The sequence below is a fragment of the Sulfurospirillum sp. hDNRA2 genome (assembly GCF_024206095.2).
Taxonomy (GTDB): Bacteria; Campylobacterota; Campylobacteria; order Campylobacterales; family Sulfurospirillaceae; genus Sulfurospirillum.
This window is the reverse complement of the sequence record NZ_CP159800.1, coordinates 673,696-696,431: the sequence shown is the minus strand read 5'-3', so window position 1 is coordinate 696,431 and position 22,736 is coordinate 673,696. Positions and strand designations below refer to the sequence as shown.

The 22,736-nt window shown below is 41.1% G+C and carries 19 protein-coding genes; 12 read left to right on the top strand and 7 right to left on the bottom strand.

The genetic code is table 11. The features are described 5' to 3' along the window. The first annotated feature begins 68 nt into the window (after nucleotides 1–68). Together NL930_RS03650 and NL930_RS03645 are read left to right on the top strand one after the other, a co-directional pair. The gene (locus NL930_RS03650) at nucleotides 69–2,615 is read left to right on the top strand and encodes a glycosyltransferase (RefSeq protein WP_039674106.1); all 2,547 of its coding nucleotides are present in this window, start codon (nucleotides 69–71) and stop codon (nucleotides 2,613–2,615) included. A 75-nt stretch (nucleotides 2,616–2,690) separates the two neighbouring features. Beyond that, the gene (locus NL930_RS03645) at nucleotides 2,691–3,350 is read left to right on the top strand and encodes a response regulator (protein WP_039674108.1); all 660 of its coding nucleotides are present in this window, start codon (nucleotides 2,691–2,693) and stop codon (nucleotides 3,348–3,350) included. Here the strand turns inward: NL930_RS03645 and NL930_RS03640 are convergent. Further along, a complete protein-coding gene (locus NL930_RS03640) occupies nucleotides 3,347–5,107 on the bottom strand; it encodes a 7TM diverse intracellular signaling domain-containing protein (RefSeq protein WP_254377364.1) in 1,761 nt (586 codons plus the stop codon). The genes NL930_RS03645 and NL930_RS03640 overlap by 4 nt on opposite strands. 147 nt (nucleotides 5,108–5,254) lie before the next feature. Here NL930_RS03640 and NL930_RS03635 point away from each other — a divergent pair, with 147 nt between their 5' ends. From NL930_RS03635 to NL930_RS03625, 3 genes are all read left to right on the top strand, one after another. Then, a complete protein-coding gene (locus tag NL930_RS03635; RefSeq protein WP_254377365.1) occupies nucleotides 5,255–6,559 on the top strand; it encodes a surface lipoprotein assembly modifier in 1,305 nt (434 codons plus the stop codon). 1,093 nt (nucleotides 6,560–7,652) lie between these two features. After that, a complete protein-coding gene (locus tag NL930_RS03630) occupies nucleotides 7,653–10,079 on the top strand; it encodes a transferrin-binding protein-like solute binding protein (protein WP_354672764.1) in 2,427 nt (808 codons plus the stop codon). A gap of 160 nt (nucleotides 10,080–10,239) precedes the next feature. Then, entirely contained in the window at nucleotides 10,240–11,457 is a 1,218-nt protein-coding gene (locus NL930_RS03625) for a GGDEF domain-containing protein (protein ID WP_060825463.1), read from the top strand. A gap of 35 nt (nucleotides 11,458–11,492) precedes the next feature. Here NL930_RS03625 and NL930_RS03620 read toward each other — a convergent pair whose 3' ends face one another. Continuing rightward, nucleotides 11,493–12,713, bottom strand: coding sequence for a tetrahydrodipicolinate N-succinyltransferase N-terminal domain-containing protein (locus NL930_RS03620; RefSeq protein ID WP_254377367.1), 1,221 nt, complete (start codon nucleotides 12,711–12,713; stop codon nucleotides 11,493–11,495). Between the two features lie 17 nt (nucleotides 12,714–12,730). Then, nucleotides 12,731–13,855, bottom strand: a complete 1,125-nt coding sequence (locus NL930_RS03615) for an Mrp/NBP35 family ATP-binding protein (protein WP_039674119.1) — start codon at nucleotides 13,853–13,855, stop codon at nucleotides 12,731–12,733. Nucleotides 13,856–13,959: 104 nt separating this feature from the next. On the opposite strand from NL930_RS03615, the gene NL930_RS03610 reads away from it, so the two are divergent. From NL930_RS03610 to NL930_RS03595, 4 genes are all read left to right on the top strand, one after another. Continuing rightward, nucleotides 13,960–15,084 (top strand): bifunctional 2-C-methyl-D-erythritol 4-phosphate cytidylyltransferase/2-C-methyl-D-erythritol 2,4-cyclodiphosphate synthase, encoded by a 1,125-nt coding sequence (locus tag NL930_RS03610; RefSeq protein ID WP_254377443.1) that lies wholly within the window; start codon nucleotides 13,960–13,962, stop codon nucleotides 15,082–15,084. After that, complete coding sequence (locus NL930_RS03605; protein ID WP_254377368.1) at nucleotides 15,081–15,968, top strand: response regulator; 888 nt, start codon at nucleotides 15,081–15,083, stop codon at nucleotides 15,966–15,968. The genes NL930_RS03610 and NL930_RS03605 overlap by 4 nt, the downstream gene beginning before the upstream one ends. Then, nucleotides 15,946–17,139: a sulfate adenylyltransferase gene (locus NL930_RS03600; protein ID WP_039674123.1), complete on the top strand. Its 1,194-nt coding sequence runs from the start codon at nucleotides 15,946–15,948 to the stop codon at nucleotides 17,137–17,139. Before NL930_RS03605 ends, NL930_RS03600 begins: the two co-directional genes overlap by 23 nt. 190 nt (nucleotides 17,140–17,329) lie before the next feature. Further along, nucleotides 17,330–18,469 (top strand): tyrosine-type recombinase/integrase, encoded by a 1,140-nt coding sequence (locus tag NL930_RS03595; protein WP_254377369.1) that lies wholly within the window; start codon nucleotides 17,330–17,332, stop codon nucleotides 18,467–18,469. Here NL930_RS03595 and NL930_RS03590 read toward each other — a convergent pair. From NL930_RS03590 to NL930_RS03575, 4 genes are all read right to left on the bottom strand, one after another. After that, a complete protein-coding gene (locus NL930_RS03590) occupies nucleotides 18,466–18,711 on the bottom strand; it encodes a hypothetical protein (RefSeq protein WP_060825458.1) in 246 nt (81 codons plus the stop codon). The genes NL930_RS03595 and NL930_RS03590 overlap by 4 nt on opposite strands. A gap of 40 nt (nucleotides 18,712–18,751) precedes the next feature. Then, nucleotides 18,752–19,771: a hypothetical protein gene (locus tag NL930_RS03585; RefSeq protein ID WP_060825457.1), complete on the bottom strand. Its 1,020-nt coding sequence runs from the start codon at nucleotides 19,769–19,771 to the stop codon at nucleotides 18,752–18,754. Nucleotides 19,772–20,072: 301 nt separating this feature from the next. Then, the gene (locus tag NL930_RS03580) at nucleotides 20,073–20,585 is read right to left on the bottom strand and encodes a zinc ribbon domain-containing protein (RefSeq protein ID WP_060825456.1); all 513 of its coding nucleotides are present in this window, start codon (nucleotides 20,583–20,585) and stop codon (nucleotides 20,073–20,075) included. 207 nt (nucleotides 20,586–20,792) lie between these two features. Further along, complete coding sequence (locus NL930_RS03575; RefSeq protein WP_060825455.1) at nucleotides 20,793–21,209, bottom strand: hypothetical protein; 417 nt, start codon at nucleotides 21,207–21,209, stop codon at nucleotides 20,793–20,795. Nucleotides 21,210–21,368: 159 nt separating this feature from the next. On the opposite strand from NL930_RS03575, the gene NL930_RS03570 reads away from it, so the two are divergent. From NL930_RS03570 to NL930_RS03560, 3 genes are all read left to right on the top strand, one after another. Then, on the top strand, nucleotides 21,369–21,554 hold the full coding sequence (locus tag NL930_RS03570; protein ID WP_060825454.1) for a hypothetical protein: 186 nt from the start codon (nucleotides 21,369–21,371) through the stop codon (nucleotides 21,552–21,554). A gap of 207 nt (nucleotides 21,555–21,761) precedes the next feature. Continuing rightward, nucleotides 21,762–22,190 carry a hypothetical protein gene (locus tag NL930_RS03565; protein ID WP_060825453.1) on the top strand — a complete coding sequence of 143 codons (429 nt, stop codon included), beginning with the start codon at nucleotides 21,762–21,764 and terminating at the stop codon, nucleotides 22,188–22,190. Between the two features lie 79 nt (nucleotides 22,191–22,269). After that, nucleotides 22,270–22,725, top strand: a complete 456-nt coding sequence (locus tag NL930_RS03560; protein WP_060825452.1) for a phosphatidylglycerophosphatase A — start codon at nucleotides 22,270–22,272, stop codon at nucleotides 22,723–22,725. The last annotated feature ends 11 nt before the right edge of the window (nucleotides 22,726–22,736 follow it).

Sequence of the window (22,736 nt, the reverse complement as noted above, 5' to 3'; positions counted from 1 at the left end):
GTAAAATCTTCTACTTTTTAGCGGCACCGCGTGCGGCTTAAAAACATTATCCTTTTTGGAGCATTCGATTGAAATATTTCAAATACATTCTGTTGTCTATTCTCCTCACCTCGTTGGTGCAAGTTTTCATTTGGACGCGAGGCGGCGACAAAATCGTTACGTCCCCTCAAATCGGCGATAAAATCGAGTCCCTCTCGTACACGCCGTACAAAGGTTTCGATAAAGCACCCAAAAGCAATCAAGAAATCGCCGACGATATGAAAATTATCGAGAGTATCGCGCGTAAAGTTCGTACCTATGCTATCAGCGACGCTAAACGCGTTTTGGAAAACGTCGGCGATACCAAGCTCAAAGTCGACGTGGGTCTTTGGCTCTCCACCGATAAAGGTGCCAACGAAGGCGAAATCGAAACCCTGTTTGAATTAACCAAACTGTATGCACCGCGTATCGCTTCCATCATCGTCGGAAACGAGGTTTTGCTGCGTGCCGATTTAACGTCCGACGAACTCATCGAGTACATCGACCGCGTTTCCAAACGTACGCGGATTCCGGTAACGTCTGCGGAGGTGCAACATGTCTGGCTGACCAACAAAGAACTTGCCAAACATGTCGATTTTATTAACGTGCATATTCTTCCCTACTGGGAAAAAATTCCTATCGAAAAAACGTTGGCTTTCGCCAAGGAAAAATACGACGCCATCGCCGCAATGTATCCTAAAAAACCGATTACGATCGGGGAATTCGGTTGGCCGAGCAGCGGTTACAACAATGAAAAAGCCGAAGCCACGCTTAGCAATCAAATCGCCGCGATTACGGGCTTTTTAGAGATGGCAAAAGCGAACAAATGGAGTTATAATATCGTCGAAGCATTCGATCAGCCGTGGAAAGGCGTTCACGAGGGAAGCGTTGGACCTTACTGGGGACTGTTCGATATTAACAAACAACCGAAATTTCACTTCGTTAAACAAACCGTTTTAAACCCTCTTTGGCGTTACCAAATGGCGGGAGCCGTCTTTTTAGGCATCTTACTGACCTATTTCGGTCTGCGCAACCAGCGCGTCAATTTCGCGCATTCCATGACCTTTGCCGCCGCGGCTCAGGCGATGGGATTTGGTATCGCTATGGCGGCAACCTATCCGTTTGTTTACTATATGAACTTCGGTATGTGGGTCATGTGGGTGATGGGTATTATTTTAATGATTCCTTTGGTCATCATCACGCTGGCAAAGATCAACGAGCTCTTCAAATGTACGCTCGGTATTGCGCCTAAGCGTCTCGTACCGCTTCACCTGAAACTAGAACACGCTCCGTTTGTTTCGATTCACGTGCCCGCATACAAAGAGCAACCGCACGTTCTCATCGAAACGCTGGATGCGCTTTCCAGAATGCAATACACCAATTACGAAGTTTTGGTCGTCATCAACAACACGTCCGAAGAGTTTTACTGGAAACCGATTGAAGAGCATTGCAAAAAACTCGGCGACAAATTCGTCTTTTTAAACATTACCTGTACCGGATTTAAAGCGGGTGCGCTCAACGTTGCCCTCCAACACACGAACGAAAAAGCCGAGATTTTAGCGGTCATCGATGCGGACTACGTCGTAAGCGATCATTGGCTCGTCGATCTCGTACCGCTTTTCGATGATCCTAAAGTCGCGCTCGTTCAAGCACCGCAAGATCACAGAGACGGTAACGAATCCTTGATCAAGCAAGCGATGAATGCCGAGTATGCGGGCTTTTTCGACATCGGTATGGTGGAAAGAAACGAAGAAAACGCCATCGTTGCACACGGAACGATGCTCATGGCGCGCCTCTCGGCGATGCACGAAGTGGGAGATTGGACGACGTATACGATCGTCGAAGACTCCGAATTGGGACTTCGCCTGTTTGAAGCGGGCTACAGCGCACACTACACGAACCGCCGTTACGGCTGGGGACTATTGCCCGATACCGTTGAAGCGTTTCGAACGCAACGCCATCGATGGGCGTACGGTGCGATTCAGATTTTGAAAAAGCATTGGCGTCATTTTATGCCCTCTTCCAAAACCTTAACACCGTACCAAAAATACCACTTCGTCGCAGGTTGGTTTTTCTGGCTCTCCGACGCATTCGGCGCGATGACTGCATTTTTAAATATTTTTTGGGTTCCGTTTATCATTTTCGTCGGCGTTACGATCCCGACCTTGCCGCTGACCTTGCCTATCGTCGTTGCCTTCTTGGTTAACATCTTGCATGCGTTTATTTTGTACCATACCCGCGTCAAAATGGGCATTAAAGAGACGATTCTGAGTGCGATTGCATCGATGAGCCTCCAACTGGTCATCTTTAAAGCGGTTTACGACGGATTCGTAAAAGACGGGCTTCCGTTCAAACGTACCGAAAAAGGCGGCAATACGAAAAAAGTAAATAAAAATCCGATCCGTCACGAGATGATTTTGGCAAGCTTACTAACGATTTCATTTTTTGCGCTTTACTTTACCAATTTTACGCGCATTACCGAAATTTACGTTTTTGCGTTTACGCTTTTGATTCAAAGTATTCCGTACTACTCGGCGATTATCCTTCGCATCATTGAACTTCAATCGATGAAACCCAAATCCCAAACCGCAGCCTAAGACGCTGCGGTTTTATAACGCAATGCGTAACGCACGCATGTTATACTACCGCTATTTACGTTCTAAAGAGGTTTTATGGTCAATGTCCTTATCTTAGAAGACGATCCGATTATTGCTTTGGATATTAAAAGCATCGTCGACACCTTGCCTAGATTTCACGCTTTTATCGCTTCGGATACGCCAAGTGCTATGAAAATTGCCCATAAATACCGCCTTCACGTCGTTTTAGCCGATATTCAGATCAAAGGCTCAATCGACGGTATCGAAACGGCGCAAATGCTCCAACAATTGTACCATTCACATGTGATTTTTCTGACCTCTTTTAGCGATGAAGCAACGCTTAAAAGAGCTTCTTCCATCAGTATCACGGGCTATATTTTAAAACCGTTTCGCGAAGAAGAGCTGATCGCTTCGTTACGTTTATGCGCGCTTAGGATTCAAGAGACTTCTGCTTTTATCGACATCGGACAAGGCTACGTTTACAGTATCAAACATCAACAGCTCTATTTAAACGACGTACCGGTCATTTTAGCGGCAAAAGAACAACAACTTTTTTTATTGTTGCTTCACAATCGCGGTAAAATCGTTCCACTCTCTTACATCGACGAAGTCATCTGGTCCGATAGCGTTATCAGCGATACGGCGCGAAGGCAATTGATGCATCGTTTACGCACAAAACTACCCGAACTTTCGTTTGAAGTCGTCAAATACAGCGGATACAAACTCAACGACTAGCGCCATCGAATCGTATAATGACTCCCATGGGCATGCTCGTAGTGCAACGTTCCTTTAAGTTCATCGTGTATTAGCCGTTTGACTAAAGAGATCCCGAAAGAATCGCGCTTCTCGCCCCATTCAAACCCTTTTCCGTTATCGTAAATTTCCAAACTGTACGTCTTTTGCGCATAGGTGAGTTGGAGAATGATTTCCCCTTCATGTGCGTCAAAAGCGTATTTGAGCGCATTGGTCACCAGCTCGTTGATAATCAAACCGCAATAAATCGCATGATCGATCGAGAGAACCACCTCGTCCGCTTCGATCACCACGGTAATGTTGCTTTGCGGATACCCTCGTTTAATCTCTTTAATCAGATCGTTGATATACACCGAAGCGGCGAGTTCCGAGATATTTTGATGCGCATGTAAAATCTCATGAATCTTACCGATAGAGCGCACGTTACTCTCTGCTTCGACGAGCTTTGCCTTCCCGATAGCATCCAAGCTCGGACGCAACTTGAGTCGATACAAAGAGACGATAAACTGGAGATTGTTTTTAACGCGATGATGCAATTCCCGTATCAAAATACGTTCGGTATCCAACGCTTTTGCCAATGCTTTGGTACGATTGAGCCTTTTAGAGAGCACGATAGAAAAGACAAGTCCTTCAAAGACCATGCTTAACTCGTAAAAGTACCAGTACTCGCCGTTATGGGGGATATAAACGCCCATATTGTAAAGTAAAAATAGGAACGTTCCCGTGATATTGACACCCCAACTCACGAGGAAATAAACGCTGTTTTCTTCTTGCTTATACACGAGGTAAACGGCAATAGCCAAGATGTAGAGCAAAATAAAGCACATGTAATACATAATCCACTCAAACATGCCCTCATTGATCACAAGATAAAGCAATGAAAAACCGGCACTTCCTAACAACAGCCATTGAAAACTTCGATACAGTTTTGGGTAGCGTTTTATCCGCATAAAATCTTGAATAAAGACTATAATCGCCACGGAAACGGCAATCGTAAATAAAGGTCCCAAATAAGCATCGATATGCGCCCAAGCAAGCATCTCTTGATGCGATAAAAACGGTTCCATTACGAAAAAAGACATCCCCGTATACGTCAGGTTATTGTAAACCACCACGCACAAATAAAACACATAGGTAAGATAAACGCGCTCTTTGGTAAAAAGAAAAATAAAGGTATTGTAAACGATGAGTGTTCCCATGACGGAAAATAAAAGCGTTAAGATAAGCTCTCTCTTGAGTGTCTTTTGCCATAAAACCGCCTCACTCTCAGAATGCACATGAAAGTACGTCGCACAACTGTTGCTCAAAACTTTGAGATAAAACGTTCGCTCTTCTAAGGGTTTGAGTTCAACCGAAAAGTAATAATCAAAAATATCGCTAAATACTGTTCGATACAGAATACCGCTTTTGAACACATTACCATTGCTATCATACAGCACGACGCTATCAAGCATCGAGTTATTGACATGTAAGAAACGTTTCACCGTTACGGCGCTTTCATTTTTGAGGTTGAAACGCACCCAAACCGCTTCATCGGCTAAATACCCTTGGCTGATAAAAGATGACATGTAAGGCTGAAAGACCTCTTGCGGCGGCACGTCCGAGACTTCAAAGTTTGCACCTTTTTCAAGGTAGATTTCGGCGTGTTCCAGTAACGAGACGTTATCGCTCTGCCCTATATCGATCGAAGCCGCCGATAAAGAAAGTACCCACAAACACCACAAAAGAAGTTTTTGCATCGCTTATCCGCTCATTTTTTTCAAAAAGTATACCTTTCATACGATAAATTTATCAAAAAATCGTACATAGTAAAAAATATAACGGAGGGCGTAACGCATCGATACTACAATATACGATAAAGATTTTATGACAGAGGGGCAGGATTTATGAAGAGGTTTTCGTATCGAAAGATAACGGTTTTAGTGAGTTTAGTAACACTGAATCTTCTTGCACAAGAAGATCAAGGTATTTTGGTGCGTTCGCAAGAGGCTTTACAAAACGATCAACCGCAAATTGCTTACGAGTTGTTAACACCTGCGTATGCGGACAAATCGCTTTCCAATCAAGGACTTTTTTTACTGGGGATGTCGGCAAAAGAAACGGGCAAATTAAAAGAGAGCGAAGCCTATTTTTCCGAATTGCTCGAAAAAGAACCCAACGCCCTACGCGTTAAGCTTGAGTTAGCCGAAGTGTATTATTTGGAAAAAGACCAAGTAAAAGCAAAACGTCTACTTCAAGACGTCAAATCGGCAAATCCTCCGGCGAAAGTCGGCGAGAATATCGATCGATTCTTAGCGACTATCGACGCTTCGTCTCCTAAAAAATGGAACGCTTACGTCGGCGCAGGCTACATGTACGATACCAACGCCAATCAAGGACCGAGCATCGACTCCGTATTAATGTACGACTTGCCGTTTACCCTCGATCAAAATGCAAAAAATACGCGAGATTGGGCGTTAACGCTTAAAGCGGGAGCGGATTATAGTTATGACATGTCAGATGAATGGTCATGGCAAAACAGCATCGGCGTCAGCACGATCGACTACCGCAAAGTCAATACGTACGACTCGACCAATCTCTCCCTTTCGACGGGTTTTGGGTATAAAGAAGGCGATTGGACGTTTGCCCTGCCTTATGTCGTCAATCGCATTAAGATCGGTCACGACAAAGATTATTACTCCTTTAGCCACGGTATCGTACCGCAAGTCAGTTATGCGCTCTCCCAAGAACTTTTACTTATCTCAAGCCTTGCGCTTCAAAAAAAGCACTACTACGATAACAGCGATAGAGACGGTAACGCCATCACATTTTCGCCGTCTTTGCGCTATTTAGTAGATAACCATTCATACGTTACCTTCGGTGGCTATTTTGGGCATGAAAACTCGGGCGTCCAAACTTTTGAAAACAATTCTAAAGGCGTCAACGTCGGTTATTTTAATGCCATCAATGCCGAGTGGAGCATTTATATCTCTCCCAGTTATAGCAAAACCGATTACGACGGCATCGAAGCCGCATATGCCACGGGAAGAGTCGATAAACGTTTTGACGCAACCGCCAACCTCAACTACCAAATCCAAGAATGGGCGGCAAACGTGACCCTCTCGTACACCTACACAAAAAACAGTTCCACCATCGACATGTACGACTATAACCGTCAACAAACAATGCTAACGTTGACCAAAAATTTTTAACATTAAAGACTAGGGGCAAACAATGAAAAATACAATGAAAAAAATAGCCATTTCAGCAGCGGCGTGCATGGTGTTGAGCGGAGGGGTATCGGCTGATATTATTGATCCAACTTGGTTTATTGAACAAGGTATTGGAAATATGACAGCGATAGTGGAAGAATGGAAGGCATCTGACGAAAAAATCAAAGATATGGAAACTAAATTACGAAATAAAGAGAAAAATTTATCATCGACCAAAAAAGCAATTGAAAATAAGAACATTAAAAGCACTACAGAAGGATTGCATAAGCTTGAAAGCAGAGCATCAACTGTTGAAAAAAATATACAAACATTAACAAAAGATTTAAAAGGAACCTTAAACCTAAAAGCGACAACAACGCTTGTTGGTGGAGCTATTAATGCATACGATGCTGGAAAAAGTACCGGAGAGTTAGCCGCAAAAATACAAATGGGGGAAGCTAGTGTAAGAGATTATTTTAATACAGCACTTTCTGATTTAGCTTTAGCTCCTGTCATTGGACCTGCTTTTGGATTTGCAAGTGCTTTCAACGATGTTGAACAAACCTATGAAGCTACATTAGACAAGAAAAGAGAAATCAATCAAAATTATTTAAACATGATTCAAACAGAAGGAGAACTAGCAAAATATCTCATTCTCAACGGGGTTACCGACCGTCTTAAAAATCCATTTTATAGTGCGAAATTAGCAAATGCAAAAAATGCGGATGAAATTGAAAGCATAATTCGTTTAGCAATAAATGAGAATAATCAGGCAATACAAAACTTGCGAAAAAGTATAGAACAAGATAAAAAATTCATTCAAGCAAATATGAAAACAACACTTTGGGGAATTGAAGTAGAAGCAGATGTTATGCTGAAAAAAACATTTTTGAACAGTCTTGATATGTATGATCATATCGCTAGTGACTATCTTAAAAATCCTATGACAAACGAGCCATTATTATATGCATCTACTGCAATGGAAATAATCTATAACAATAATGTTGAAAAACTGAGAAAAGTAGTCAATCAAATTAAAGTTGATTTTGAACATAATCAAAAAACGACCAAGAAAGACAAAGTTGCATATGATATGCACGAAGTTGAAACACCTGTTGTACTGCTTGCTTCCGCAAAAGAAAGCGACACTATGCCTCTGCCTATAATGGAAGCATGGTCTTCCGATGCCTATTTAAAAGACGCTCTAAGCACCAAAGTGGTAGATAATACTAAAACGATCGAAAAGGCACGAAAACTTGAGCTTGACCGATTGCTTGCCAAGCATGATGTCGATATTTTTCTCTTAGCCGACAATACCGGAAGTATGGGTGGGCTCGTCGGTAGTGCTCAAACCAATGCGCAAGCGATCTTAGACGCCCTACGCGCCGATAGTCGTTTTGCCAAAGTCAATGCGCAGTTTGGCGTCGGGCGTTACCTCGGAGATCCTAGCGAAGGTGGAGAAACGGCGACATCTTCGTATCAACTTATTCAACCGATTACAAATAGTGATACCGCTGTAACAACGGCGATCAATCAATGGTATGCGTCAGGCGGCGGCGATTGGGAAGAAGGTAACTTTTATGCGATTCAGCAAGTCATTGATTCAGGTGCCCCAACCCCGCGCAATGCTTCGCTTGCCAGTGGACAAGTAACCAATTGGAGAACCGGTGCTCAAAAAGTCATCGTCGTTTTCGGAGACGCACCTTCGTGGCAAAACAGTGTCAATGAAAAAGAGCTCAAAGCCTTGGCGATTGCCGCCGGAGCGAAAATAGTGTTCATCGACACTTCGGGAATTAACGTGGGACAAACATCCAACGTCTATGCTTCGACGTCGGGTCAACAAATGCAAGATGCCGCCGTTGAAATTGCCGATGCTACGGGCGGGTCTTATATGCGCTTAACCGACGTATCCAATATTCAAGATGCCGTTTTAAACGCTATTTACGATGCGGTCGCCGATAATAAATGGACGGGCGGTATGGTCTCCAAAATCGACAGTACGGTTTGGCGCGTACGAACCCCTAGTAGCGTCACCGCGTCAAGCGACGCAAGCGGTAAAATCCTAACGTTTACGCTTACCTATCCCAACCAAAGCGATAGCACCTTTAGCATCGATACGGCGAGTGCGGCACACGTCGTAGGAACGGAATATTATCAAGGTTCGATTAGCGACGCAACGTCTATTTTCGGTCAAGATATGAGCGGTGCTTCCGTTTTTCATGCCGACGGCGATCAAGATTTCTTTAGGTATATTTTGCAAAACGGTTCAAGTACCGTTGAAGGCTATTACGGGGAGCGCTTAAGTTCTTCCTCCAAACTTCCTACGACCGGTGTTTCTACCTACGATATTCGCGAACGAGTCGTTTCTCCTTATACAAAAACTTCTTATGCTTCCGATACGATGAAGCTATTTGTCAATTGGGCGACAGGTAAAGTGTATGGGTTTGATACGAACGCATTGATGGATAGTGCCGAAGGAACGACGATTTTTGTCGGCGACATCGATCGAGCCGCTTTGGAAATTTCAGGAAACTATACGTTTAAAACACGTCGGTTGAGCGCATCTGAAAGCAGTAATCTACCCAGAGTCATCAAAGATGCTATGCGTGACACGACGACGCTTCAGCTTTATGGAAACGCTTATCCTAACGGTATGGGCGGAACATTCGGGGCGACGTACTACAGTGAAAGCGGTACGCCGTCTTTAAGTTCGATGATGATGAGCGGGTATGTCAATACGAAAACCGTTGCAAAATCTTACACGCCAAGCGACGGTGAAGTTTGGTCGGGACATGCGGTAGGTTTCGTAGCCAACCGTTCAACCGGTGCCGTTGCAATCGACGCTAGTACGACGACGGATGATGTACAAATGACGTTGAAACCTTCAACCGGAGAGGTTAAAGCGTCCATCACGGTTACGGACGGATCGACCAATCGAACGCTTACGACGGATTATACCGACACAAACGTATACGTCAACCAAAATGCGTTCGTTGCGATGAAAGATTCGGGAAGCGTTCCAACCTATGCGGCAACGACCATGAGCGAAAACGATAGCTACAACTATCTATCATGGGGAACGTGGAGCACCGAACTCTCGGCTTCTCACAAAACGGTCGTAGACGGGTCACGTTGGATTGCGGGAAAATTGACTCCGACTACTTCCATGCCATCAAGCGGAACGGCAACCTATAACGGCACGGTACAAGGTATGAGCTATGAAAGCGGCGCATTGAAAACCTTGAACGGTACCCATACGATGAATGCAAATTTTGCTAGCGGTACGATTACGGGTACGATGAACGTCAATTATGCATCAAGCGGCGCGTCTTATGCAACAACCAATTTAAATGCGGTCTCTATCAGCGGAAACGGCTTTGCAGGCGGATTGAACGGTACGGATAATACCGGATCGATCAAAGGAAGCTTTTACGGTCCTGAGGCTAACGAGATCGGAGGTACGTGGGCACTTTCCAAAACGGGCTCGTCTGCCGCGGGTATTTTTGCCGGGAAAAAATAGCCCTAACGCGCCTCTTTCTCTTTACATGTCAAACTCTTTCATTGCGGAAGGAAAAGAATTTCCTTCCGTGCTTTTTAAAGCTTCCGATACCTTTTACCGTCTCAAACCAAAGCCTAAAGATGGTAAAATCATACGGAATGACAGGAGATGAAGGGATGCAATGCAACGAATGAAAGAGGTACTTTATACCTTTAACGCGCTTTGTTTAGGAGCAATTCTTCTAGGCTTCGTCGCGCTTTATTTTGAGCTGATTCCTGCTTACATGTACTATTTTTTATGGCAAAGCACCTTTGTTTTTTTAGGATTGGCATTGGCGTTAAGCGTCTATTTTAATAAAAGCAAACTCTTTGCATTACTCCTCTTCCCTCTTTTTTTCAACCTGATTTTGGCGTTTCCCAATACGTTTTTTACCAAACTGAGCGGAACGGCGTTTTGGCACATCGTTCCTTTGAGTTGTGCTATCGGCTATTTGCTCTTGTATGCCTTGCAAGAAAGAGGACTTTTTAGCGCATTCGGTGCGTTGCGTACCACGATTGCGATTGCGATTTTGGGGTTAAGCTATGCCGCTCTCGTGTATTTTTCGCCTGCACTTCAAACCGCACTCAACACGACGCTTTTACCCTCTTTTTTGCATCAACTGACCCAAACCAACGACTTTACGGTGATTATCGTCGTCATTGCGCTGCTTTTTATTTTTCTCGTCTCCTTGCTCTTTAACGCCTACACGCAAAAAGCACCTTTTTGGATGCTTGCCGCATTGTGCGTATCGTTTCTTTTTAGGCAAGAAGCGCACGGCTTTATCCTCTACTCTTTACTGGCTTCGCTCATTGCCATTAGTGCGCTGGTCAGAGACGCTTACACGATGGCGTACATCGATACCCTCACCGGTATTCCCGCACGTAGAGCACTTGAAGAGCGTTTTTTGCATATCGGTTCGAATTATCTGCTAGCGATGGTGGATATCGACTTTTTCAAAAAATTTAACGATACTTTCGGACACGACATCGGCGACGAAGTGCTCAAAATGGTCGCCAAAGAACTTTCGCAGGTAAAAAACGGCGGTAGGGCGTATCGGTACGGCGGAGAAGAGTTTACGATCGTTTTTAGCGGTAAAAAGAGAGAAGATTGCATCATGGCACTCGAAGAGGTACGGGAGCGCATTTTTAGACGAGGGTTTGTCATTCGCGATCAAAACCGTCCCGAACAAGCACCTAAAAAAACGCCGACTCCCGTGAAGCCTAAAAAAGAACGTCTTTCCGTGAGCATCGGCGCGGCACAATCTTTCAAAGGTAAAACGCCTCACGAGATTATCAAACTAGCGGACGATGCGCTCTATAAGGCAAAAGAGAGCGGAAGAAATTGTTTGATTTGTGCCTAAAGCGAGCGGGGATTTTCCGCTCGCTTTAGAAAGCGTTAGTGAAGGTCGCTGTTGAGTTTGATCTCGCGTTTGGAACGTGCGGCTTGAATCATTCCGTTGACGCTGTTTTGACGGAAATGAATTCCGTTAAGTCCTGCAAGATCTAAGCCTTTAAAGAAAACGATCTCTTCTTTGTCGGCTTTTTTCAAGTGTTTCGCTTTAGGATTGGCTTCGATGATTTTAACGAGCTCTTTCGCGCTAACGCCGACTTTTGTCCCCTCTAAAATCGCAATACCTGCATCAACGATACATGCATCACCCAAAGGAATGCCCGTTACCGAGTTTGCGCCGAGCAAGGTGTTTTCGCCGATACTGACGGGATTGCCGTTGGTGCCGCTTAGAACGCCTAAGATGCTCGCACCGCCGCCCACGTCGCTGCCTTTACCGACGACGACTGAAGAGCTGATGCGTCCCTCAACCATCACCGCACCCGTCGTTCCGGCGTTGAAATTGACGTAACTTGCACCGGGCATAATGGTCGTTCCCGAATGTAAATGCGCTCCCATACGAACTTTACTGGCGTCTAGCACGCGCGTATTGTCCGCAGGAATGACATGTGAGAGGTAACGCGGGAATTTATCGACCGACTCGATCATCGGATAATTACCGTAAAGCTTCATCTCGACTTCATGCATACGAAGCCATTCAAGTTCGATAGGCTGTCCGAATGACCATGCAACGTTTTCGAGTACGCCGAACGCTCCGGTAAGATTTAAAGAGCGTAAAGCGGCTTTACCCGTTGAAAGAGCGTAAAGTTTGAGGTAGACCGATTCGGGACTGAGCGGCTTATCGTCTTCAAAAATAAACACGATACGATACTCTTTTTTCAATTTTTCGGTTTGCGCAATCCAATCGAGCGTTTTAATCACTTGCACGTTTTTATGTGCATCGCCGAATGCTTTATTCAGATAAGGCGTAAACGCGTTCATCGCATTTTTAACAAACTTTTTCTTCACGTCGCAAACGTATTCGCTTCCGCTAAAATCAATCTCGACGCCGCTTTCTTGCAACGCTGCGATCAAGATGGCCGCCGAACCGAAATTTTCGTTCCAGTTCACGACGGGAAACGTGGCTTGTAAAATTTTATGCGGATTGAGTTGTCCGCGATCCACTCGAGCGATACCGAACGCAATCGGCTTTTTATACCCTTCTTGCGCTTCAATCTCGCCGACTAACGCTTTGAAATCGGCTTCGTCAACCGTCATACGTAATGCCATATCTCTTTATCCTTTTTTTAATGTTGGGAACAAGCACTCGGGCTTCCGTTGATACCCATCGTCGGTTGGATCGCTTCGTTGCTTGCGCCGCCCTCTTCGTTGACTTTCTCGATGCATTCCCATAGTTTTCGAGCAGACGCTTGGTAGCGTTTCGCCGTTTCGCTCTCGGGATGGAAAAACGTGACCGGTTTTCCGGCATCGCCGCCTTCACGAACGGCAGGCTCGATAGGAATCTCTCCGATAACGATCGTCTCGAATTTTTCCGCCAACGGCTTGGTCGTACCTTTACCGAAAATATCGTACTCTTTATGTGTCTCGGGACAGATAAAACCGCTCATATTCTCCATAATACCAGCAATCGGAATGTGCAATTTTTGGAACATGTCAAGGCTTCTCTCGGTATCGTCGAGTGCGACTTGTTGCGGCGTGGTAACGCAAATACCTGCCGTCACCGGAACGCTTTGAGCCAAGGTAAGTTGCGCATCGCCGGTTCCCGGAGGCATATCGATAAACAAAACGTCCAAATCGCTCCATAAAATATCGCGTAAGAGCTGCTCAATCGCTTTCATAATCATCGCTCCGCGCCAAATCAACGACTGACCGCTTTCCATCAAAGAGCCCATACTCATCATCTCTACGCCGTACGCAACGATAGGTTTGACTTTTTGACCGACGATTTCGGGATGTTGATCGACCGCGCCCATCATACGAGGCACGTTTGGACCGTAAATATCGGCATCTAAAAGTCCGACTTTTTTGCCTTGGCTTGCCATAGCAATCGCCAAGTTTACGGTTGTCGTCGTTTTACCGACACCGCCTTTTCCCGAACTAACCATCACGAAATTTTTAATGTGCGGAGCCATATTTTTACCCGATTGCGAATTGCTTTTTTCAACCGGAGGTTTGGGCTGTTTGACGACAACGTCGACACGTGCCGCGCCGAGTGCATCAATTTCTTTTTCAATATTGGCTTTTAATTCGTCACCTACTTCTTTACTAGAGGAGACGATATCGACTTCAACATAAACATTATTCTCTGAAACTTCGACGCTTTTGACAAAACCGAATGTCACGATATCCTTTTCAAATCCGGGATATTTTACGCCACCTAATGCCTTTAATACCACATCTTTATTCAACATTATTCAACCTTTGAGGTAAGTGATGATGGAATTTAACACAAAAAAGATAAAAAAAAGCTTTCAAAATGTATAATATCGTAACACTTCAGAAAAAAGGACAAAGTTTGCCCGATTTAACGCTTGTAATGTTGGGAGCGGGAAGTTCCTCACGTTTTAATCGGCGTGTTAAGAAGCAGTGGCTACGCATAGGCGACCTGCCTTTATGGCTTTTTGCCGCACAAAACCTTCAACAACATCTCCCTTTTGCCCGTACCATCGTCACGACAAGCCCCGATGAGCGTTTTTATGCCGAAAAATTCAGCGATGCTATCTGTTTCGTTGAAGGAGGAGAGACAAGGCAAGCCTCTTTGAAAAACGCACTCTTACATGTCGATACGCCCTACGTCTTGGTCAGCGACATCGCGCGAGCCTGCATCGATCAAGCGCTTTTGATGCGCCTTTTGGACGCCAAAGAGAGTGCCGATATCGTCGTACCGTACCTCAATGTCGTCGATACGGTCGTATACGAACACCAAACCATCGAGCGTGAAGAAGTCAAACTGATCCAAACGCCGCAACTCTCAAAAACGGAAGTTTTACGAAAAGCGTTGGAAACACCGATTGCCTATACCGACGATAGCAGTGCGATCAAAGCGATCGGAGGAAGCGTCGCTTACGTCTTAGGCAACGCGAATGCCAAAAAGCTGACATGTCAAGAAGATTTAGCCTCTTTAGCGTGCTTGATGGCTCCTTCTTTAGATCACTTTACGGGTTACGGGTTCGACGTCCATACGTATGAAGAAGGCAAAGCAATGATGCTCGGCGGCGTTGAAGTGCACCCCGACATCGGCTTTAAAGCACATTCCGACGGCGATGTGGCAATTCACGCTTTAATCGACGCGCTTTTAGGTGCAGCGGGAGCCGGCGACATCGGCGAACTCTTTCCCGATAACGATCTACGGTACAAAAATATCGATTCGAAAATACTCTTACGCGAAGTATGCTCCTTTTTAGCCAAAGTCGGTTTTACGATCACTCATTGCGATCTTACGGTCATGGCGGAATTTCCAAGGCTAAGCGGTTTTAAAGATCCCATACGCTTTTGCCTTGCCGACATTTTAGGCATTGCGCCCGTTCACGTCAACGTCAAAGCGACGACAACGGAAAAATTGGGATTCGTGGGCAGAAAAGAAGGTGTTGCGGTCAGTGCAACGGCTACGTTAAAATACTATGATTGGAAGAATAGATGAAGATTTTAATCGTTGAAAATGAGATTTACCTCGCTCAAAGTATCGCCTCTAAGTTAATGGAAATCGGACATATCTGTGAAATCGCTACCAGCATTAAAGACGCGCTCAAAGATGAAAAGTACGACGCAATTTTACTCTCTACGAATATTTCGGGACAAAATTTTTACCCCGTCATCGAAAAGCACCGTGTGTCCATTATTATTTTAATGATCTCCTACATCAGCAACGACACCGTCACCAACCCGATCAAAGCCGGTGCCTGCGACTATATTCAAAAGCCTTTTATGATCGAAGAGTTGATTCGCAAACTTCAACATCTCAACCAATTCAAAAGCCTCAAAAAAGAGAACGAAACTTACAAGGAGTATGTTAAGAACCTCTTTAGTAGCGCGCATTTAGAGCCTTTGGATAAAAAAACGAAATTTCCGATCTTGATTAAAACAAACTTTCAAAAACATGCCGACGCCCTTGTTTTTAACTATGCCAATTCTCAAAACGAAACGTTTAGTTTCATTTCGTTGATGCATCCTAACGCCTTTGAAAAGATGACCCGTGCCGATAGTGAGGAGTTACTCTACATCGTCGATCTTCAAAACCTCAAAAAGAGCGAAAAACTCAAAATCTACGCTATGATCGAAGGCAAACGTGCTATTATATGCAGTACCGACCCGAACGAAGAGAGCGACTTGAATACGATCGAAATCACCAGCGACAGTAAAATCTTGGATCAAGGCGATATTTTATGTATCGACGATTACGTGAAATACGTAATTTGTAATTTTCAACATAAATTCCCCGATACCGAGCTCTCGAAAAAATTAGGCATATCACGTAAAAGTTTATGGGAAAAAAGGAAGAAGTATGGAATCAACAAGAAAAAATAATCGGCAACTCTTCTTAGACAAAGAGTTTATCGCCACCCTAGCCCTCGCTAAAGAAGGCATCTTGCATCCCGTAGACAAGCTAATGAACAAAGCCGAATACGAAGAGGTCGCTCAAAGCGGCTATTACAAAGGAAAACCCTTCCCGTTTCCGTTTATCATCGCACCCGCCGGAGAAAAAAACCGAGAAATTCTCACCACCGCGTACAAAGGCGAACCGCTTGATTTTATCGTCGACGGCAAAATCAAAGGAACGATCATCGTCGATGAAGTCTTTGAAGTCGATAAAAAACGACGCATCGAACAAATTTTCGGAACGTACGACGTTTCCAATCCCGAAACGCTAACCTTTTTAAAACGTCTTGGGGACGTTGCCGTTTGCGGAGAATACGAACTCGTTTTCGACGATATTAAAAACGTTAAAGCCAAAATTGCCGATGCCAAAGAACAACTCGGCGCCAAAAACGTCTCGGCGATCATGATCAACGCCAATCCTTTTCACAGAGCGCATGAACGCGTGATGCGTATTACGTTGGAAAAATGCGATATGCTCGTGATTTTTCTGCTCAAACCTTACAAACAAGACATTCTCTCCTACGATTTACGCTTTAAAGCGTTGCAGTATTTTGTCGACAACTATTTGCCGAAAAATCGCGTCGTCATCGTCCCGTTTGAGAATACCTACCTTTTTTCAAGCTATAAAAATGCCGTCTTAGATGCTATTTGCGCTTCGAATTTCGGGTGTAACAAACTGATCTTAGGGCAAAATCACAGCGGTATCGGCGCGTACTACGACAAAAACGAAATGCGATCTATTTTAAATCACTACAAAGATTTAGAGATCGACGTCGAGATTATCACCGAATTTGTTTACTGTAACGAATGCAAAACGCTGGTGAGCACCAATACGTGTCCTCACGGCGCGCATCACCACATCAAGTACCATGCCGAATCACTTTTGGAAATTCTCAAAGCCGGTATGCTACCTCCCGCGATTTTTATGCGCAAAGATATTTCGGCACTGATTTTAAGCGAGCTCTTTAAAAAGCGTTTCGAAAATATCGGTAAAATTTACGATGCAATTTTCCCGAACAGCGGCTTGTTGGAAAACCATGACGAACGCGAATTTTACCTTGAGCTGATGCGCTTGCACCAAACTACTTCTTTAACGTAATCACTTTTCTTAAATACCAATACACAATAAGTAATCCCTTTAATTAGGGATTACTTATCAACCTATCTCACATTTTCAAACATTCTACCACATCTTAACGTACACAAATTGTACACAAAATTTATTTTATTAATACATTTATTTTTTATTTTTGTGTACAATATCTTTTAGAAAGCCGAAGGAAATGAAAATGGCAGATAATAGAGAATATAAAAAAGTAGCAAATGGAATCTATGAAACACATAGTCATGATGGCAACAAAGAGTATATCGCTACGTTTAGATGCAATGCTCAAAGATTCAATAAAAAGAATCTTACTAAGCTATTTAATGCTACAACTCTTTCTAAAGCAAAAACTGCATTATCTGATGTAAAAGCAGAAATTCGTAAAGGGAATAATCCTTTTGAAAAAATATCATATAAAAAAGATAAAAAATTTGTTGATTATATGAATGAAATTATAGACAGTAAAAAAGGTGAATACCAAAAGAACATTAAAGTATTTAGCGAAAAGCACTTAAAGTCTTTACACAAAAAAAGATTAGAAGATATTAGTCGCCTAGATATCATTGAAATTATCAGTAAGCTAAAAGAAGAAGGCTATGCTTCTAGTTATATAAACAACGTCAAAAGATATGTTGGTTTTGTATTTAACGAAGCTATGAAAAATGATATTATTCAAAAATCACCTACACAATTTGTAAAAGGTGAACCCAAAGCGCAAAGAGACGTAAGAACATTAACTAATAACAATCTTCAAACTGCAAAAGAATTTTATCAAGCTATCCTAGAAATTAAAAATTTTAAATACCGTGTTTATTTTCTGATGATTCTATTCACATGTAGACGAATGGGCGAACTCTTAGAGTTAAAATGGTCAGATATAGACTTAGACAATAATACAATATTATCACGAGCTGAAATTACAAAAACAAAAAGAATACAACAATGGTCTATACCTCAATCTCTTTTAGATGAATTACACAAATTAAGAAAACAATATCCAAAAGATATTTTTATTTTTCAAAGTGATTTTGTAACAAATGTATCAAATGGGAAAATGCCAAAACCAGTTAATAAAACTCTTATAGGCTTTGAAAAGAAAAAGTTTCTTGGTAATATTCAAAGCCTACGAGATAAAAAATTTCACACTCACGATTTTAGGCATTTAGGGAGTTCTCTTCTTATAGAATTAGATATACATCCCTTCACTATTCAAGAAGTACTAAGTCATCAAAATAAAAGCATCACAGGTATCTACTCAAGGTCAACCAAAGATAAAACTTTGGAAGCACTAGAAAAACTATATGACTATATTACTAAAGATTAATTTATCCGCCCATTTTGCTCAATGAGCTTTTTTAATAAATCATTAGTTTCTACATTTTTATCTCTAATGTCTATTAAAAGGTATAGAAAAAATGTAGTACTTACAACCCCTATCATAATAGCTAATGCTGTTAGAAGTCCAAGTAACCCTTTATGAATTACAATAGCTCCAGCAGAAATCATTCCTACAATAACAATTAATCCTAAAAGCTTTTCACCCATTTCTAAAATGAAATCTTTCATTGTTTACTCTCCTTTTGCTTTATAATTTTTCGTAAAAAAATTACTTTTCACTTTGCATTTTTTCTTCTTCTTTACACAATGCTAAAAATTTAATGATATTTCCTACTTTATTTTTATTTTCCCCTAATGATTCACTAATCTTTTGAACATTAGGTCGGTTTGTGCTCTTTGTTTGATACTCTGTTCTTTTAGAGAGTGCAATAACTTCTTTAATCAATTTAGTATTTTCAACATTATTACTATCGTTTCGCATCATATAAGGGGGATAAGGAATTTCATCTTGTATATATTTTACAAATTGTTTAAGTTTTTGATCCGTTGTCTCAGTATTAAAGTAAACCTCATCTCCCATAATATTCACATTGATTTTACTAAGTAGCTCTTTAGTGATGTTATTATAGTTGTAAACAAACTCATCCATTGTGCCACACCCAATAGTGCTACGACTAAGGTATTTTCTTTTAAGGCTTATTTCGACCCTTACAATAGCATTGATGGTTCTTACTTTACCCTTTTTAATATGTTTGTTATACCAATAAATTTTAAAATAAGGGTTATCATATAAAACATATTGGGTATTATGTTCCTTATTATTTTTTGGCTCTTTAAGTTTAATACGACCTAATGAATATTTCGTAAAATAAAGATAAAATTCTTTAATATTTAGAGACTTATTATAATCATCCATCTTGAAATCAATACAATAATCAATTCGATTGAGTATTAATTGTTTACCGTATTTTATAACTAAAGCTTTAATGAAATTCCAAATAGGCGCAGAAGCAAATTGATAACTTAAAATGCCACCAATCTCAAAGGTAGTATTAACATCCCCTCTTAATCCTCTTTGGTAAACATCTCTTTTATCAATAGAATTACCATCATCAAAAAAGATTTTGTTGGTCGTGAACCGTGAGATTATTTTATCTTCGATACATTGAAATAAAAAGCTTGTAAGATTATTTTTATTTTTTTCTCTAAGAGTAATATTAAAAGAGTCTATACCAGATATATTATAAGACGTATAAATTTTAGGAACTTCATCTAAAACATCATTCATAACTTTTACCTACCTAGTAGTGAGTTACTTATATCGATTATACGTTTGAAAAGGCTTTATATGGGCTTTGAAATACAATTTTATTGTTTAAAAAAATCACTGAAACTTTTTCGAAAATTCATTATATCATTAAAGCTAAATAATTTCATTTAATAAGAACATAATGGTTTTGCACACCTCATCAATTCGTAAAAATACTCTACAGTTTATGTGAAGCATTTTATAGTCTTGCCCTAATTCCCCTACAGCCTTAGATAAGATAAGCTCACCTAAGGCTCATATGGAGGCACTTAAACCACTGTTATCTACTTGATAGCATACCCGCTTTTGATGCTTCATTCTTACCAGCAAAATTTTGACATTCTGTTGGTATTGACACATCAGTCCCCGACTTGCAGGGTAATCCATTTGATGAGCGATACACACAAGAGCCATATTTATACCACATGTCATAACAATAAGATGAATTATTTGAAGTACTTACACTTGGAGTGTTTACATTGCTTCTTATATTAGGAGTAAAATAAGAATATGCAAAATACCATATAAGCGTCATTCCTCCTGCTATAGCAAAAAGGATAGGATTACTTTTCTTCCTCATTTGATTTGCTATTTCTTTCTTCTTTTTTAATTCTTCCTCTATAATTTTTTCCCACTCTTCTTGTTTAATTCGTTCTTCCTCAATAAGTCTTAACTCTTCCTCTCTTTTATTTCTTTCTTCTAATGAAATTGGAGAAGAAATGCCACAATGTGGGCATGTGAGTGCTTGGTCTGAAACTTGATTACCACATTCTGAACAATTTATCATTGCCATTGATTAACCTTTATAAAATAAATCTTAATAATATAATTCTATTGGTAACTGGTTTCGCACACCTGATTAATTCATAAAATTAATTTATTCTCTATAAAGTTTATGTGAAGCATTTTATGGTCTTTGCCTAGTTACCCAACATCCCTAGATAAACTCGCATAGGGCACATATGACTATTAAACCACTATTTTTTATTCGTAAAATTTTTTAAAAATTACATCGTCTATATGCTTCTTCCTCACCTATAGTACCTCTTTTATAACTTGAGGCACTGTCTAAATATACAACTTGGTTATTATTAATAACTACAAAAAATGGACTTGCCCCAGTATAACCACCCATTCTATTTTTCGCATTAACATACACACAGACTTTATAGCCATAATAGACTTTTCCATTCTGAGAGTAAGGCTGTTGATACCATCCTTTTTCAGGACCTGTCCAATTTGAAAAAATTGGGCTTGTTGGGTCAATTAAATTTGCAGTAATATATTCTGTTACTAATTCTTTATATTTTTCTGGATATATTCCATAATCCGCTTGTCTTATTTGCTCAGGAGATGGCGGTTGTCTACAACCAAATATAAAAAACAATATGAAAAATGAAATGATTAACTTTTGCATGAGTGCTCCTTAAAAATATTATTTTACTAGTCTAAGTATTTTATTGGCAAAAATATTAAAAGGGGCTTATTTACCTTTTATTTTGAAAACAAAGGGCTTTATTACCTTGTTGAGATATAAAGTCTCATTTTGTACCTTTCAAATAAAAAAAGGTTTTAAATGACTCAAAGGGATATGGCTGGTTTTTTTGGGATAGATGTTAAAACTCTTAGAAATTGGAAAAAAACAAAACCAAATTTATATAAAACACTTATAAAAGGTCTTGCTTTTGATGAGTTAATCAAAACAGAAGAAAATAATCTCAAAAAACTAAAAGAGTTAGAAGGAAAACTACAGAAAGATTAATAGCGACATTATCGTATTTAGCGATACTAATATACTTAATAGCCCATCGTCCTACGCAAACGAGTGTTTCTTAACTCAACCACCCCGTATATCATACTTATTTTAGATTTGTTTCACCTCATCATCTCATACCATCATTTTAACAAACTTAAAATCTTAGTTTATGTAGAATTACAGTAATTCAAAATCTTAATAAAATGGCTAATCATGGAAGAAGAAGAATTTAGTACAATAAGTTTTTTAAATCAATGGATAGCAGATAAAAATGCCCTGATTAGTGCTAAAAAGATTAGGATAGCTAGTCTTAAAGAAGCGAATGAGGCATTAAGTAAAAAAAATCAAGAATACGAAAATCTTTATGCTACATTACAAAGCCTAGCAAATGCTTACGATGCACTAAAAGATGAGATTGGCAAACCAAGAAATCACTTTGCTAAAAAAGAATTTGCGGAATATTGTGGTATGAGTGTAAGAACATTGGAAGAGTATACGCAAAGAACTATTGACCCTCTTCCCTATCATCAATATGATACAGGGGGAAAAATTTATTTTGTCTTAGAAGAATGTACTTCTTGGTTTGAAAGAAATAATAAAAGCAGAACAAGAGATATACATAAAAAAGTACACAAAAAATAATTCTTAAACTACAAAATCACTATTTAAAGGACTTTAATGCAAAATATATATCAAACTACTTCACTGACTTAGGATTTTCATGCCCAATAGCTTTTTAACCTTTTTTTACAGCGGACTCTCCCCTAAAGCACCCGGAACGGCGGGGAGCTTGCTTGCCACCGTTTTAGGTGTCGTCCTGATACGCTATATTTCGATGGAAACGCTGGTATTGCTAACGATTTTAGTGACGATGATTGCTTTTAAACAGATTAACGCGTACGAAGAACAAAGCGGCAATCACGACGATTCGCGCATCGTGATCGATGAAGCGGTCGGCGTGTGGATCGCATTGATCCTCAGTTCGCAAACCCTGCTTCAAATCGTTTTGAGTTTTCTCTTTTTTAGGCTTTACGACATTTGGAAACCCTCGTTAATCGGACGCATCGATCGCAACGTTAAAGGCGCGCTCGGCGTGATGGGAGACGACATGTTAGCGGGCGTACTTGCGGGTATCAGCAGTGCCGCACTCTACCAACTTGTAACGCCTTTAATCTAAAAAATTACTTT